The 15,282-nt window shown below is 70.4% G+C and carries 11 protein-coding genes; 6 read left to right on the forward strand and 5 right to left on the reverse strand.

Annotated elements, in window-relative coordinates; genetic code table 11:
- Positions 1 to 11: 11 nt before the first annotated feature.
- A complete protein-coding gene (locus tag INQ40_RS09085; RefSeq protein WP_194340189.1) occupies positions 12 to 1,073 on the reverse strand; it encodes an NADH:flavin oxidoreductase/NADH oxidase in 1,062 nt (353 codons plus the stop codon).
- 130 nt (positions 1,074 to 1,203) lie between these two features.
- Here INQ40_RS09085 and tilS point away from each other — a divergent pair, with 130 nt between their 5' ends.
- From tilS to INQ40_RS09110, 5 genes are all read left to right on the forward strand, one after another.
- Positions 1,204 to 2,520, forward strand: coding sequence for a tRNA lysidine(34) synthetase TilS (tilS, locus tag INQ40_RS09090; RefSeq protein ID WP_194340190.1), 1,317 nt, complete (start codon positions 1,204 to 1,206; stop codon positions 2,518 to 2,520).
- A 63-nt stretch (positions 2,521 to 2,583) separates the two neighbouring features.
- Entirely contained in the window at positions 2,584 to 2,856 is a 273-nt protein-coding gene (locus tag INQ40_RS09095) for an exodeoxyribonuclease VII small subunit (RefSeq protein WP_193983949.1), read from the forward strand.
- Positions 2,849 to 3,730, forward strand: coding sequence for a farnesyl diphosphate synthase (locus tag INQ40_RS09100; protein ID WP_194340191.1), 882 nt, complete (start codon positions 2,849 to 2,851; stop codon positions 3,728 to 3,730). The genes INQ40_RS09095 and INQ40_RS09100 overlap by 8 nt, the downstream gene beginning before the upstream one ends.
- Positions 3,731 to 3,842: 112 nt before the next feature.
- Positions 3,843 to 5,642: a CHASE2 domain-containing protein gene (locus INQ40_RS09105; protein WP_194340192.1), complete on the forward strand. Its 1,800-nt coding sequence runs from the start codon at positions 3,843 to 3,845 to the stop codon at positions 5,640 to 5,642.
- Positions 5,639 to 6,955: a M48 family metalloprotease gene (locus INQ40_RS09110; protein WP_194340193.1), complete on the forward strand. Its 1,317-nt coding sequence runs from the start codon at positions 5,639 to 5,641 to the stop codon at positions 6,953 to 6,955. Before INQ40_RS09105 ends, INQ40_RS09110 begins: the two co-directional genes overlap by 4 nt.
- A 90-nt stretch (positions 6,956 to 7,045) precedes the next feature.
- Here the strand turns inward: INQ40_RS09110 and INQ40_RS09115 are convergent, their stop codons facing one another.
- Positions 7,046 to 7,381, reverse strand: a complete 336-nt coding sequence (locus tag INQ40_RS09115; RefSeq protein WP_193987311.1) for a DUF4870 domain-containing protein — start codon at positions 7,379 to 7,381, stop codon at positions 7,046 to 7,048.
- Positions 7,382 to 7,525: 144 nt separating this feature from the next.
- Positions 7,526 to 8,836: a metalloprotease PmbA gene (pmbA, locus tag INQ40_RS09120; protein ID WP_194342498.1), complete on the reverse strand. Its 1,311-nt coding sequence runs from the start codon at positions 8,834 to 8,836 to the stop codon at positions 7,526 to 7,528.
- A 167-nt stretch (positions 8,837 to 9,003) separates the two neighbouring features.
- On the opposite strand from pmbA, the gene yjgA reads away from it, so the two are divergent.
- Positions 9,004 to 9,654, forward strand: a complete 651-nt coding sequence (yjgA, locus tag INQ40_RS09125; RefSeq protein WP_194340194.1) for a ribosome biogenesis factor YjgA — start codon at positions 9,004 to 9,006, stop codon at positions 9,652 to 9,654.
- 13 nt (positions 9,655 to 9,667) lie between these two features.
- Here the strand turns inward: yjgA and tldD are convergent, their stop codons facing one another.
- Both tldD and INQ40_RS09135 read right to left on the reverse strand, forming a co-directional pair.
- Positions 9,668 to 11,110, reverse strand: a complete 1,443-nt coding sequence (tldD, locus tag INQ40_RS09130) for a metalloprotease TldD (protein ID WP_194340195.1) — start codon at positions 11,108 to 11,110, stop codon at positions 9,668 to 9,670.
- 135 nt (positions 11,111 to 11,245) lie between these two features.
- The gene (locus INQ40_RS09135) at positions 11,246 to 15,274 is read right to left on the reverse strand and encodes a YhdP family protein (RefSeq protein WP_194340196.1); all 4,029 of its coding nucleotides are present in this window, start codon (positions 15,272 to 15,274) and stop codon (positions 11,246 to 11,248) included.
- Positions 15,275 to 15,282: the final 8 nt, after the last annotated feature.

A 15,282-nucleotide genomic window follows, 5' to 3' on the forward strand; every position in this document is an offset into this window, starting at 1 on the left:
CCGCTGCGCCGTCACCAGGCGCGCTGGTACTGCACCGGCACCGGCAGCTCCGCGCCCAGCTGCTTCGCCGCGCGCTGCGGAAAATACGGGTCGCGCAACAGCTCGCGGGCCAGCAGGACCATGTCGGCGTCCCCCTTGGCGACCAGCGCTTCGGCCTGCGCCGCATTGGTGATCAGACCGACCGCGCCGGTCGCAATGCCGGCCTCGCGGCGGATGCGTGCGGCGAAAGGCACCTGATACCCCGGCTCGACCGGGATCATCACGTCCGGCACCAGCCCGCCTGATGAGACATCGACCAGATCGACGCCATGCCCGGCCAGCAGCCGGCTCAGCGCGATGCTCTGCTCGATGTCCCAGCCGCCTTCGGCCCAGTCGGTCGCCGAGATGCGCACCCACAGGGGGAGATCGGCCGGCCATTCGTTGCGCGCGGCGTCCAGCACTTCGAGCAGCAGGCGGATCCGGTTCTGGAAACTGCCGCCGTAGTCATCCTCGCGCCGGTTCGACAGCGGGGACAGGAACTGGTGGAGGAGATAGCCGTGGGCGGCGTGGACTTCCAGCAGGCGGAAGCCTGCCGCCAACGAACGACGCGCAGCCATCGCGAACTCCTCGATGATCCGGGCGATACCGGAACGGTCGAGCGCCTGAGGCTGCGCGTAGTGGGCATCGAAGGCCAGCGCCGTGGGCGCCACGGGTGTCCAGCCCCCGTCCGACGGCGTGACGGCTCCGCGCCCCCGCCACGGCGCGTAGGTGCTGGCCTTGCGCCCGGCGTGGGCCAACTGGATGCCGGCCACTGCGCCCTGCTGCTCTATAAAGCCTGCGATTCGGCTCCAGGCGTCGCCCTGGGCGTCGTTCCAGATGCCGGTGTCCTCCGGCGAAATCCGCCCCTCGGGCGCGATCGCCGTGGCCTCGGCGATCACCGCGCCCGCACCGCCGGCCGCGCGGCTGCCCAGATGCACCAGGTGCCAGTCATCCGGCATGCCATCGCGGGCCGAGTACTGGCACATGGGAGAGACCACCAGACGGTTGCGGAAGTCGACGGATCGTTGCTGCAGGGGTTCAAACAGGTGGCTCAAGGCGTGCTCCGATCGCGATTCAAGCGGTCAACGTTAACAAGCACGACGGTACGCACGCGTCACGGGGCGGCGTGACGGCCCGGCGTCGGGGGCCCGGCCGCAAGTATTGCGCCGTGGCACCATCTGCCCCATGCACACGCCCAGCTCCCGGCCGGCCGGAGATCTCCCCGGCCAGCCCTTCCACGACCACCCTGACGCGCCGCTGCTGGTCGGCTTCAGCGGTGGGCTGGATTCCACCGTGCTCCTGCACGCGCTGGCCAGCGATGCGGCCGTTTGTGCGCATGGACTGCGCGCCGTGCACATCCACCACGGCCTGCAGGCCGATGCCGACCGTTGGAGCGCCCACTGCGAGACGGCATGCCACTCGCTCGGCATTGCGCTGGACACGATCCGGGTCGCGGTGCGGGCTGATGGAGCGGGCACCGAGGCCGCGGCGCGCGATGCCCGCCACGCGGCATTCGCCCGTCTGATGGAGCGCGGGGAGGTGCTGGTGCTGGGCCACCATCGCGATGACCAGGCCGAAACTTTTCTGCTGCGCGCGTTGCGTGGATCGGGCGTGGACGGCCTCGCGTCGATCCGGCGCTGGCGGGAGTTTGGACCGGGACGGCTGTGGCGACCGCTGCTGGATGCCTCGCGCGAGACGCTGCTGGCCTATGCGACCGCGCACGGCCTCGACTGGATCGAGGACCCCAGCAACACCGATTGCAGTTTCGATCGCAATTTCCTGCGCCAGCAAGTGCTGCCGCTGCTGCGCTCACGCTGGCCGCATGCCGAACCGGCGTTCGCGCGTTCCGCCACCCTGTGCGGGGAAGCACAGCAGCTGCTGGAAGAAGAGGACGCGGCGGCGCTGGCGGCGAGCATCGGTGAAAGCCCGCGAGTGCTCTCACGCGCTGCGCTGCGCACCCTGCCCGACGCCCGCCGTGCGCGCGTGCTTCGACGCTGGACCGCCGGGCTCGGACTGCCCCCACTGCCGGCGCACGGCATTGCACGCATCGAGGCGGACCTGCTGCACGCACGCCCCGATGCCTCGGCGCACCTCCAGTGGAACGACGCGGTGATCCGCGCCTGGCGCGATGGGTTGTACGCAGGCAGGGTGCAGGGCGAAGTGCCGCTTGGCTGGACCGCACCTTGGGACGGCGGCGAGCCCTTGACGCTCGCACACGGCGAGTTGTCCTTGGAAGGCGCACCGCTCCTGCCATCGCCCGGCCTGGTCACGACCCGGCGCGGAGGCGAGCGGATCACCCTGCCGGGCCGCACCCACAGCCACTCGCTGAAGCACCTGCTCCAGGATCTGGGTGTTCCACCGTGGCAACGAGACGGCCTGCCCTTGTTGAAGAACACCGACGGCGCGGTGCTGGCCGTGGCCGACCTGGCCTACGCAGCGGAGTTCGCCGCCTGGCTGGACCTGCACGGTGCCCGCCTGCGGTGGCTGCCGACCGATCATTGACCCTCATGGGCCCGCAGCTCGCCCTGCATTGACCCTCCGCGCGCGCTGGCCGACACTGCACGGATGCCCCGCAAACCCGATACCGAAGCTTCGCCCGTTGCCCATTTCGAAACCTCGCTGGACGCCCTCGAGCAGCTGGTCGAAAAGATGGAAAAGGGCGACCTGAGCCTGGAAGAATCACTGGCCGCCTACGAGCGCGGCGTCGGCCTGTACCGCAGTTGCCAGACCGCGCTGGAACAGGCCGAGCTGCGCGTGCGCCTGCTCAGCGACCCGCAGGATCCCGACAGCGGCGAGGAATTCCATCCCCTGCCCGATCCTTCCGCGCCCGATGCCTGAGACGCGTCTGGCGCAGTGGCGGGAGCGGATCGACCTCGCCCTCGCCGCCGCACTGCCGAGCGCCGACAGCGGCCCCGCCCGCCTGCACGCGGCCATGCACCACGCCGCGCTGCTGGGTGGCAAACGGATGCGACCGCTGCTGGTCTACGCCGCCGGCGACCTGTGCGGCGCCGATCCGGTCGCGCTGGACGCCCCGGCGGTCGCCATCGAACTGGTCCACGCCTACTCGCTGGTGCACGACGACCTGCCGGCGATGGACGATGACGACCTGCGCCGCAACCAGCCAACCGTGCACATCGCCTTTGACGAGGCCACCGCGATCCTCGCCGGTGATGCCTTGCAGACCCACGCCTTCAGCGTGCTCGCCGACGCGCCGGTGGCCGATGCCATCCGCGTCGCCCTGATGCGCACCCTCGCCCACGCGGCCGGCAGCGCCGGGATGTGCGGCGGCCAGGCGCTGGACCTGGCGGCGACCGGCAACGGCGCTGACATCGGCATCGAGGCGCTGGAGCACCTGCACGCCCTGAAGACCGGGGCGCTGATCCGCGCCGCGGTGCGCATGGGCGCCCTGTGCGCGAACGCCAGCGAAGCTGACCTCGCGCGACTGGATGTCTACGCCGGCGCCCTTGGCCTGGCGTTCCAGGTCCGCGACGACATCCTCGACGTCGAGGGCGACAGCGACACGCTGGGCAAGACCGCCGGCAAGGACGCCGCCCAGGACAAGGCCACCTTTCCCGCGCTGCTGGGAATGGAGGCCTCGCAAGCCCGCCTGCAGGCGCTCGCCGCGCGCATGGACGATGCGCTGGAGCCGTTTGGTGAGCGCGCGCGCCTGCTCGCCGCGCTCGGACGCCAGGCGGTCGAACGCCGCTTCTGACCGGTTTTGTCCCCAAGCCTCGTAGGTGGAGGGGACAACGGGTTCCGGCAAAGCAGGTAGCGCGATGGGCAATGGCCCCGGCCATGCCGTACTGGCATGGCTACACACACGCATGGCAACGCTGGGCGTCCGCGCGATGGACGCCTGGACCGTCTTCCTGCGCGGCTATCGTCGGCCGTTGGCGTGGCTGACGCTGCGGCTGCGTTTCGCGTTCTTTCCGCTGCTGGCGATGGCGGCGATTGGCTGGCTGGCGTGGGACTGGACCCACGAACGTTCGCTGGACGCCGCCGAGGATGCAATCTTCGACCAGGTGCTTCAGTGGCGCCCCGTTGAGCCCACGCCGTCGGGCCGGGTGGTGGTGGTCGAGATCGATGACTGCTCCATCGACTACTTCCGCAGCGTCGGTGAAGGCGGCTGGCCATGGAGCCGCGCACGCCACGCCGACCTGATCGACGGGCTCGACCGCGCCGGCGTGCGCGGGGTCGGTTTCGACGTCCTGTTCGCCGATCGCTCCGCGCAGGATCCACAGGGCGACCTGCTGCTGGAAGAGATGGCCGAGGCGGGCGACGGCCGGTTCCTGTTCGCCGCCTCGCGCCTGCACCGCGACTTTGACGCGCGCGCATCGCTGACCGCCGACCTGGCACCTGCGGCATATCCGCGCACGCGGGCCGCAGCCATCCCCGGGCCGACGGTCGCATTGATGCTGCCCTATGGCGAGGCCATGGCGCGCCAAAGCGCGCTGGTCAATGTCGCCCGGGCCGAGGACGGCGTGGTGCGTGACGTGCTGCTCTACCTGGACGCGGGCGACTGGAACATCCCCGCGCTGCCCTTGCGCCTGGCCGCCCTGGCGGATCACCCAATCGCAGCGGTTCACCATCCGCGAAAGCCCTTGCTGCGGGTCAACTGGCGGACCCGCTCGCAGCTGCCCTACGCCAGTGCGGCCGACATCATCGAGCAGCGGCCGATCTGCCATTCCGACGCCCACCCGATGCCGTCCCTGAGCGACACCGTGGCGCTGGTGGGGTACACGGCCGCGGGCATCAACGACGTCAAGCCCACCCCGGTCAACCGCGCGATGCCGGGGGTGGAGGTCCTCGCCGAGGCGACCGAGGCGCTGGTGGCCGGAAGCGCGATCCGGATGCCGCCGGGATGGGTGAAATACGTGCTCGCCGCGTTGGCGACCCTGCTGACCACGCTGGTCTTTTGGCGCGGGCAGCCACACAAGGACGTGGATTCGGTGTTCGTGGCGATCAATACGCTGCTGTTGCTGCTCGCTTTTGCCGGGCTGACGTTGTTCGGGTTCTTCCTCGACATCTTCGCCAGCGTCGGCTTCGTCAGCCTGTGTTTCGGTGCGTGCCGGATGTACTCGGGCGTGCAGCGCGGACGCGCCGACGGCAACAGCGACTACACCGCCGAACACGATCCAGCCGCCGCGCCGTGGACGGCGGTGGTGCGCCTGCGCCTGCTGCCGGATCCGACCTTGTCGGCGCGCAGCTACAAGGTCCGGCGGCGCGAGTACCGGCGCGTGCTGCGCCGCCACGTCTATGCCCGGGACGGGATCGTCATGATCGACGGCATCGTGGAGCGCAAGCACGTGATGACCGCGATGCTGGATGACATCGTCACCTTGCTGTGGAACGGCAGCAGCGAGGCGATGCTGCGCGACCGGGTCCGCAAGGATCTGGATGCTCTGCAGGCGGAACTCGTGCGCTATCTCCGCGCACCAGCGGCGCGCGCGCAGCTGGCGATCACTCTCGCGATGGCGGAAACCGGCGGCGCCAGTCCCGACGAGCGCCGACTGAAACTGCGCAGTCTGCTCGGCCAGGACTTCAATCAACTCCCCGAGCGGCCGCTGGAGGCCGCCAACACGTTCGTACACACGGGCTCCGCGCCCGATGGAGAAGCCGCATGAAGACCATCAGCAAACGCATCGGCGTGGCGATCCTGCCCGCGCTGCTCCTCACCGCCGGCGCCATTGCCGCGACCGCGGAGATGCCCGCGGTCGTGCACAAACCCTCGGTGGAGGTGCGCAGCGCACCGGACCTCAAGGCCGGCAAGATCGCCGTCCTGCAGCGCAATGCAGCGGTGAAGATCGTCGACCAGAACGGCCTGTGGTACCGGCTGCAGTTGGCCGATGGCGGCAGTGGTTACGTGCGCATCAACGAGGTGCGGGTGGCGAGCGCCGGCACCGAGACCCCCACCGCCAACAGCCAGGCGCTGTTCGGTGGCAACGCCGGCCAGGGCAGGAGCACGGAGACAGCAAGCGTGCGCGGTATCAACGAGACCACGCTGCGGACCGCCCGCAACGACGCTGCCGGACTGTCGAGGTTGCAGGCCTACAGCGTCAGCGCAGAGACCGCGGGGGCGCACGCGCGCAGCAAGGGCTGGCAGCCGGTACGCATTGCTTGGGGACCGGATGCGGCGGCCGCGCGTGGCAGCGGTGGCCAGGCGACCCAGGCCGAGAAGCGCGCGACCCTGTCGTCGGCGCGCGGACTGCTTTCGCGGCTTGGCGGCGGTGCGATCGCCGACAGCGCGATGCGGGTCGCCGATCGTGCGGTCGGCAAGTCCGAACAGGAACTGGCGGCCGAGGAGCTCGAGCTCGGGCCGGCCATCGCCGGAAGGGTGCTGGGCGCGGCGCCGCTGTGGGCCAATCCGGACGCGCAGAAGCGCATCAACCTGATCGGCCGCTGGGTGGCATCGCAAACTTCGCGACCGCAACTGCCGTGGACCTTCGGGGTCATCGACGACGGCGAGATCAACGCCTACGCCGCTCCCGGCGGCTACATCCTGGTCACCCGCGGCATGTACGACCTGCTTGACGACGACGCCGAACTGGCGGCGATGATCGCCCACGAACTCGGCCACGTCGTCCAGCGCGACCACTTTGAGGTGATCCGCAAGCAGGAGATCGCCAAGGTTGGCAAGGACGTCGCGATGGCCCAGGTCCGGCCACACGGCATTGCAGCGGATTTCGCGCGCGACTACGTCGATACCCACGGCGCGGCGGTGATGATAAGCAGCCTGGACCGCGACGCCGAATACCGCGCGGACGAAGCGGCCGGGGTGTACCTGGCGCGCGCCGGGTTCGACCCGCTGTCGTTCTACGCGGTGCTGCAGAAGATGGCCGCCCTGGGCACCCGTCCGGCGCGCATGTCGCAGCTGTACCGTACGCATCCGCCGCTGGCCGCGCGCATGGACCGGCTCGACCAGCGCGTCAGCCGCTGACGGCGAAGTGTCAGACGCAAGCGGGCCCGGGAAATCACTCTCCCGGGCCCGTGCCTGCAGGTATGGCGTAACGACCGGCCGATGCAGGAATCAGCTGACCAGACGCAGCGTCATCGGATAGCGGTAGGCAATGCCTTCGTTGCTCTTGATAGTGGCGATGATGGTCATCACCAGCCAGTAGATGCCCACCGCGAAGGCGGCAAGGTAGAACAGGAAGCCGATCAGGATCACCAGCAGCACCGTGCCGACGGCCACCAGCGCCAGCGTAACGATGGCGATGGTGATGTTGAAGTTGAGCGCTTCCTTGGCCTGGTCGTCTACGAACGGCATCGTTTCCCTCTGGATCAGCCAGATGATCAGCGGGCCGAGCACGCAGCCCAGACCACCGGTGAAGATGCCGGTGAGCGCGGAAAGGTGGGCAAACATCGCCCATTGACGCTGCTGGACGGGGATGCCCTCGTCCTGCGGCGGTGTACCAAGTGGATCGTGTTCGTGAACGTTCATGCCAAACCCCCTGAATGGATGCTTGAAAGCATGTGCCCTGCCCGCAGGCAGGTCAATCGAGCCGGCTCAGCCTTCGCCGGCGACCGTCATCCGCCCGACCAGGATCGAGCCGGTGCGGATGTGCGAACGGTGGTCGACGTCGCTGCCTACGGCCTCGATGGCGGCGAACATGTCCTTCAGGTTGCCGGCGATGGTGATGCCATCGACCGGGTACTGGATCTGGCCGTCCTGGATCCAGAAGCCACCCGCGCCGCGCGAGTAATCGCCGGTGATGGTGTTCACGCCCTGCCCCATCAGCTGGGTCACCAGCAGGCCGGTGCCCATCCCGGCCAGCATTGCCGGCAGATCGCCGGCATTGCTGGCGACCTGCAGGTTGTGCACGCCGCCGGCGTTGGCGGTGGTCTGCAGACCCAGGCGCCGCGCCGAGTAGCTGCCCAGCACGTAGCGCTGCAACACGCCGCCTTCCACCAGCGCGGACTCGCGGGTGGCGACGCCCTCGGCATCGAACGAGGCCGAGCGGAAGCCGCGCGGCAGGAACGGCAGCTCATGCAGGGCAAACCACTCCGGGAAGATCTGCGTGCCCACGCTGTCGAGCAGGAAGCTGGCGCGGCGATAGAGCGCACCGCCGGATACGGCGCCCAGCAGGTGCCCGATGAGCCCGCGCGCGACCTCGGCCGAGAACAGCACCGGATAGGCGCCGGTGGGGACCTGCCGCGGTGCCAGGCGCGAGATCGCCCGCTCGGCGGCCTTGCGACCGATCGCGCTGGCCGGTTCCAGGTCTTCCGCGGCCAGCGCGATGTCGTACCAGCCGTCGCGTTGCATCTGCTCGCCACGGCCGGCGATCAGCGCGCAGCCCAGGCTGTGGTGGGTGCCGCGCTCGCGGCCGACGAAGCCGTGCGAGTTGGCGTACACCGACACCGTGCTGCCGCTGCTCGCCGAGGCGCCGTCGGAGTTTTCCAGACGCGCATCGGCATCGCGGCCCGCCTGTTCACAGGCGAGCGCCAGGTCGATCGCCTCATCGGCCTGGATATCCCAGGGATGCCAACTGTCGAACTCGCGCAGGTCGGTCGCCATCAGCCCGGCGTCGGCCAGCCCGGCGGCCGGGTCGCGCTCGGTGTGGCGCGCGATCGCGCAGGCCTGGTCCACGGTCGTGGCCAGGCTTTCCTCGCGCAGGTCGGCGGTGGACGCGCTGCCCTTGCGACCATCGAAGTAGACCGTGACCGCAATCGAGCGGTCGCGGGTCGACTCGACCGTCTCCACCTCGCCCATGCGCACGCTGACGTTCAGCCCGGACTCCTCCGAGCACGACACCTCCGCCTGGTCCGCGCCGCTGGCGCGCGCGGCGTCCAGCAGCCGCCGCGACAGGCCGGCCAGCATGTCCAGTTGCTCCTCGCTGTGGGAAAGGGGGGATGGATGGGTCGGGCGCAGCTCGTTCAATGTCTTATCCTTGCAGGCTGTGGTTCCGGGCAATCGCCCCGGAGTCTGTTCTTGATGCGGTCGCGGCGGGCCAGACCCGTGGCGACCGGAAAATGTAGGGTCCAACGATGCGCGGCATAGACGAGGAAACCGGCGAATTCCGTGGCGAGAGCCGCAGCCAGCAGCGGCGCGAGGCGCTGGAAGTGGCCGCCATCGCCGAACAGCTGGTCGCGCTCAGCGAGGCGCAGCTGGCCCGGATGCCGGTGCCCGAAGAGCTGCTGCCGCACATCCGCGAGGCACGCCGGATCACCTCGCACATCGCCCACAAGCGCCAGCTGGCGTTCCTGGCCAAGCAGATGCGGCGCGAGGATGACGCGGTGATGGAGGCGATCCGCGACGCGCTCGACGAGAAAGGCGATACCGCAAGGCGCGAAACCGCGATCATGCACCGCGTCGAGGCCTGGCGTGACCGCCTGCTGGCCGAGAGCGATGCCGCCCTGACCGAATTGCTGGACCTGTACCCCGACGCCGACCGCCAGGGCCTGCGCCAGCTGGTCCGCAATGCGCTGGAGGAGCGCAAGCGCAACAAGCCGCCGCGCGCCGCGCGCGAGCTGTTCCGGCAGCTGCGCGAACTGATCCTGCTGCCGGAGATGCCGGTCGCCGGTGGCGCGGGCTTGGAGGCCGGCGACGAGGTGCTCGATGACGACGAAGCGCTGGGCGACGAAACCATCGACGAGCGCGCGCTCGACAACGACGCAGCGGACCAGCGCCAGCCGTAGCCGCACTGCGGCATCACGCCTGGGTGCCACCCACGGTGATGCCATCGATCAGCAGCGACGGCTGGCCGACGCCGACCGGCACGCTCTGGCCGTCCTTGCCGCATACGCCGACACCCTCATCCAGCGCCAGGTCGTGGCCGATCATGCGCACCTTCTGCATGGTCTCCGGGCCGTTGCCGATCAGCGTGGCGCCCTTGACCGGCGCGGTGATCTTCCCGTCTTCGATCATGTAGGCCTCGGTGGCCGAAAACACGTACTTGCCGCTGGTGATATCGACCTGGCCGCCGCCAAAGTTGACCGCGTACAGCCCGCGCTTGACCGAACGGATCATCTCCTCCGGATCGTGCTTGCCGGCGAGCATGTAGGTATTGGTCATGCGCGGCATCGGCAGGTGGGCGAAGGATTCGCGGCGACCGTTGCCGGTGGGCGCCATGCCCATCAGGCGCGCGTTGAGGCTGTCCTGCATGTAGCCCACCAGCACCCCGTCCTCGATCAGCGTGGTGCATTGGGTCTGCTCGCCCTCATCATCGATGTTGAGCGAGCCGCGGCGCCCCGGCAGGGTGCCGTCATCAACGATCGTCACGCCGGGCGCGGCGACACGCTGGCCCATGCGGCCGGCGAAGGTGCTGGTGCCCTTGCGGTTGAAATCTCCCTCCAGGCCGTGCCCGACCGCCTCGTGCAGCAGCACGCCGGGCCAGCCGTTGCCGAGCACCACCGGCATCACCCCGGCCGGTGCGTCGACGGCTTCCAGGTTGACCAGCGCCTGGCGCAGGGCCTCGCGCGCCCAGGCTTCCGGCTTCCCGTCAGCGAACAGTTCGGCATACCCGTAACGCCCGCCGCCACCGGTGTAGCCCGACTCGCGGCGCCCGTTCTGCTCGACAATCACCTGCACGTTGAAGCGCACCAGCGGACGCACGTCGGCGCCCATGATGCCGTCGCTGCGGGCCACCAGGATCGTATCCACGCCGCCGCCGAGGCTGACGATCACCTGCTTGACCCGCGGATCGGCCGCGCGCAGCAGCCTGTCGATGCGGCGCAGCGCCTCGACCTTGTCCTCGTTGCCCATCGAATCCACCGGGTCCACCGGCGCGTACAGGGCCTGCGCGTTGGCGCGCACCAGCGGCCGGGTGGTCAGGCTGCCGCCGTCGCGCGCGATCGCCCGCGCCGAGGTGGACGCGGCGATCAGCGCCTGCGCGTTGATCTCATCGGAATAGGCGAAACCGGTCTTCTCGCCGCTGATCGCGCGCACGCCCACCCCCTGCTCGATGGAGTGCGCGCCGTCCTTGACGATGCCGTCCTCCACGCTCCAACTCTCGCGGCGGGCATGCTGGAAATACAGGTCGCCAAAGTCGATACCCGGCCCGAGCAGCGTGCCGAAGGTTCGCTCAAGTCCCCCGGCATCAAGCCCTGAGGGCAGCAGGAGGCGGGATTCGGCAAGTTGCAGGGTTTGGGTCATGGGATCTTCTGGGGAGGTGATGACGGAACGGGCGGCCTCCCTGGCGGGAAGGCGGCGCACGGGAGAAATCGGCGGGGGTGCAGCGGCGCGCAGGTGCAAAGCCACCCGGACGATATGCGGGCGACTGCGGGCGCTTCAACCGGCGGGCGGCCGCGCCGGTGACTCAGGCGGCGGCTCCACGGCAGGTCGTGCCGGCGCTTGGGCCGGAGTGCCCGTGCTGTTTTGGCGCGTGCCCGTCTCCGGCGGCGGCGCGGGTGAGGAAGCGGTGCCCGGCCCTGCCGCAGACGCGGCCGGCGGCGCCTGGCCGTTGCGCTCGGGTTCCCGGCTGACCACGTCCACGTGCGGATCCTTCCACGGCCCGCTGACGCGATAGGTCTTCGCGCCGATCTGGCCCAGCGGTTTGCGCAGCACCGCGTTGGCCGCTGCGCCGATCGCCGCGCCCACCGGCCCACCGGCCAGCGCACCGGCCACGGTCAGCAGGTTGCCGGACCGCGGCAGGACTTCGATGGTCTGATTGAAGGTTTCCGCGCGCAGGTCGGCTTCGCCGCGGATGTTGATCCGCGCCGCCGGGCCTTCGATGCGCAGGTCGTCGCTGCTCGCCATACCGCCTGCAAAGCGGATGTCGCCCTTGGCCTCGTTGAAGGCGAAGCCCTTGGAGAAGAAATCGCGGAAGTCGAGCATCAGCCGGCGCGGCAGTTCGGCGATGCTGAGCAGGCCCAGCACGCGTCCGGCTCCCGGCTCCACGTCCAGCAGGCGACCGTCGCGCACCTCGCCCTTCAGGTTGCCGGACACCTTGACCAGCTCGAACTGCATCGGACCGCCCGGCCATTCGGCGGCCAGCGACATGCGGCCCTCGCCACCGTCGAGTCGCCCGACGTGGCCCAGGCCCGCGAGCAGGCGGCCGAAATCGGTGCTTGCCAGGTCGACTTCAAAACGGGTGCGCGCAGCCCTGCCGCGGCCGGTCCAGCTGCCGCGGATGTCAATCCGCTGGCCGGGCCTCTGCGCACTGAAATGCTCGATCTGCAGGCCGGTGCCGGTCGCGCGCGTGCGCAGCGACGCCCGGCCCAGCATCGCGTCGTCCAGGCGCAGGTCGTCGATATCCAGTGCCAGCGGCGGGATGCGCGCCGGGTCGATGTCCTCGTCCACGGTGGCGGCGGCAACATGCGGAGCGGGCTTGGGTGCGCCTGCCGCCTTCGTGGGCAGACGCCAGTGGACGCGTTCAAACCGGCCCCAGACCGGTGCGGTGGACGACTCGGGCACCTGCAGACGGCCCTGAAGGCGCGGGCCTTCCGCCTGCACCAGCAGCGCGCCGCCCGCCCCGGGCGAGACACGGACGCGGGCATCAGCGAACTCCCCGCCAAACAGCTGCAGCCGATCGGTGCGGATGTCGATCTGGCCCAATGGCACGCCTGCGCCGCTTCCATCACCCGCGCCGGCCCGGGCCAGGCCGACCCAGCCGATCGCGTCCAGACTGCGCGCGCGACCGCTGGCGATCAGCCCGGAGGCCGGCGCCGGCGCCGGCAGCGTGGCGGTCCCCAGCGCGGCGCGGATGCCGGTGCGTTGACCGCTGCTGCGCGCGCGCAGGGCCAGCACATCGCCCAGGACGACCTGCACCTCGCCCTGCTCCAGCGGCAGGGCGGTCTCCACCGTAGCCGCCAGCCGCTGCCCTGCCGGCTTGGCCAGCGGCGCAGGCAGCGTCAGCGCCGTACCCACCAGGTCGGACTGCAGCTTCAGGCGCGCCGCACCGCCGCTGCCGGTGCCTGCTGCGGGCACGAGCACGCCCACCGTCCACGAGGAGCGACCGTGCATGTAGGGCGCGAGCCAACCCAGCTCCGGTGCCCGCGCCAGCAGCGCATCGGCGCCGAACTGGGCCTGCAGGTCGGCCTCCAGCACGTTGCCCGCGTCGCGCACCGCATCCTTGCCCGAGCGCAGTGACAACCTGCCCGGGCGACCGCCCATCTGCACGTCAAGGCGGTCTGCGCGGAAACCGTTCTGGGTGTAGGTCACGGGACCGCGCACCTGCTCGAACGCCAGCCCCCAGCGCGGGTCCGCAAGGCGCGCGCCGGCCAGGCGGACATTGCCGTCGATCGCCAGCGCGCCGTGCTCGACCATCGGCAGCGCCATCGCGAAATCGACCTCCGCGGGACCTGAGCCCTTGATCGCGGCGAACGTCTCCGGATTGAGTTGCTGCAGCGGGCTGGCGCGCAGCAGCCCGAGCAGGCGCGACACGTCGCTCCTGCCCTTGGCCTCGATGGCCAGCGTGCCGTGATCGTAATGGTCGACGCTGGCCTTCACGCTGGGGATCGCGATTCCGGCCAGCGTGCCGTGACCGCTGATGTCCAGGCCGTTGCCGATGAAGCTGGCCTGCAGGTCGAGCCCGGTAGCGGCCGGCCAGTCGGGCTGGAACGCGACCGTGGCGTCGGTGATGTGCGCGCTGGCCTCGAAGCGGCCGGTGTGGTCATCGAACGGCCAGTCGTCCAGGTCCCCGGAGACTATCGCGCGGCCGTCGCGGACGATGCCGTCGACCAGCGCGGTGTCCAGCCAGTGCAACAGCGCCTCGGGCATCAGGTGGCGCACCCAGAAGCCCTTGGCGACCGGCAGGCGGGTCTCGTCCACCGTCGCCGCCAGATCGATCCGCGGACGCCCGCCATCGCCGTTCCAGCCCAGCCCGCCGCGGACATTGGCGCCGAAATCCGGACCCTGGATGCGCAGCGCGGACGTACCCGCCTGCCAGCCGTCCGGGCCGCGCCAGCCGGCCACGTTGCCCGTCAGGTGGACCACATGGGGCACGCCGAAGCCGCGCGGCCAGTCAAAGCTCATCGCCGCGGAGGGATCCAACTGGGCGCTGAAGCCGTCCGCATCGCCGCGGACATCCGCTGCCAGCCCGTTGATGCCCGGCGCATTGCCCAGCGGCGCAAAGCCCAGGCCGTCGATGCGCACCCCGCCCTGCATGCCGCCGTCGCGGCGTCCCTGCAGATCCACCCCCGACAGCGATCCGTGCGGGCGCGCATGCAACAGCCAATGCCGCAGCGGTCCGGGCAGCTGGTTGCTGAGCACGGCCAGCGACGCCAGCGGCTGCAGATCGATGTTCTCGGCGACGAGGCCGTACTGGCGACCGGCGGCGAGGGTCAGCGGACCGAAGCGGTGGTCCTCGCCCTGCGTCTGCAGATGCAGCAGCGGCGCGTCCAGCTGCCAGCCACCATCGGTGCGTCGCCAGATCAACCGGCTCTCGAGCAGGTCGATCACCTGCAGCGGAATCTGGCCGGCGGCGCCGGGCACCGGAGCGATCGTCGAACCGGCCAGCACCACGCGCTCCAGCGTCGTCTCCAGCTTGACCCCGACCAGGCGCTTGTCCTCCAGATCGGCCCATGCCTTGGCGCGGCCGTCGCCCGTCTGCAGGGTGATGCCGTGCAGGTCAAGCACCGAGGCCAGCGGCTGCAGCTCGGCGCGGTCGATTCCGACATACGCACGGCCGGCCCCGTCGTGGCGGTGGAAGTCCAGCATCGCGACCACCGGCGCCGGGCGGCCGTCATCGCGGTTGTCCCTGGGAGTCGCGGAGGACAGCTCCTCCGGCCAGGCGCGCAGGCCGGCACGGACGCGATCGCCCTGCACGCGCAGGCGCAGGTCGATGCGCGGCACGTTCAGATCCAGTCCCAGATCGGGGGCCAGCACGGTCAGTGCGCCGTCGCTCACCTGCAGCTCGCCCAGCCCTTCCAGCGAGTGGAACGGATCGCCGTCCGCCTCGCGCTGGCCGGGCAGTCCGCGCACCTGCCAGCGGCCGTCGGGCGACCGTTCCAGGACCAGTTCCAGGCCGCGCAGGCGCAGCTCCGACAGCGGCACGCCCGGCCACAGCCCGGCGTAGATGGACAGCAGCATCTCGGCATCGCCGACATCGAACACGTCCGCGCCCTCGCCCAGGCGCAGGTTGTGCAACTGCAGCAAGGGGCCGCGACGCGTCCAGCCGGTTTGCAGACGGTCGAATGCCACTGGACGCCCGACCCGCTCGCCCAGCCAGGCGGCGACGCGGTCGGGGTGGCGCTCCACCAGCGGCAGCAACTGGCTGGCCACCGCGATCACCAGCGCCAGCAGCACCAGCACGATCCCCACGGTGTAGCCCACGCCCCGGCGGGCCAGTCGCAATCGGCGGCGCAGCGGCGTCGGCATCTCAGTCC

Origin of the sequence: Lysobacter sp. H21R4, from assembly GCF_015277535.1 — a bacterium.
Classification (GTDB): domain Bacteria; phylum Pseudomonadota; class Gammaproteobacteria; order Xanthomonadales; family Xanthomonadaceae; genus Novilysobacter; species Novilysobacter ciconiae.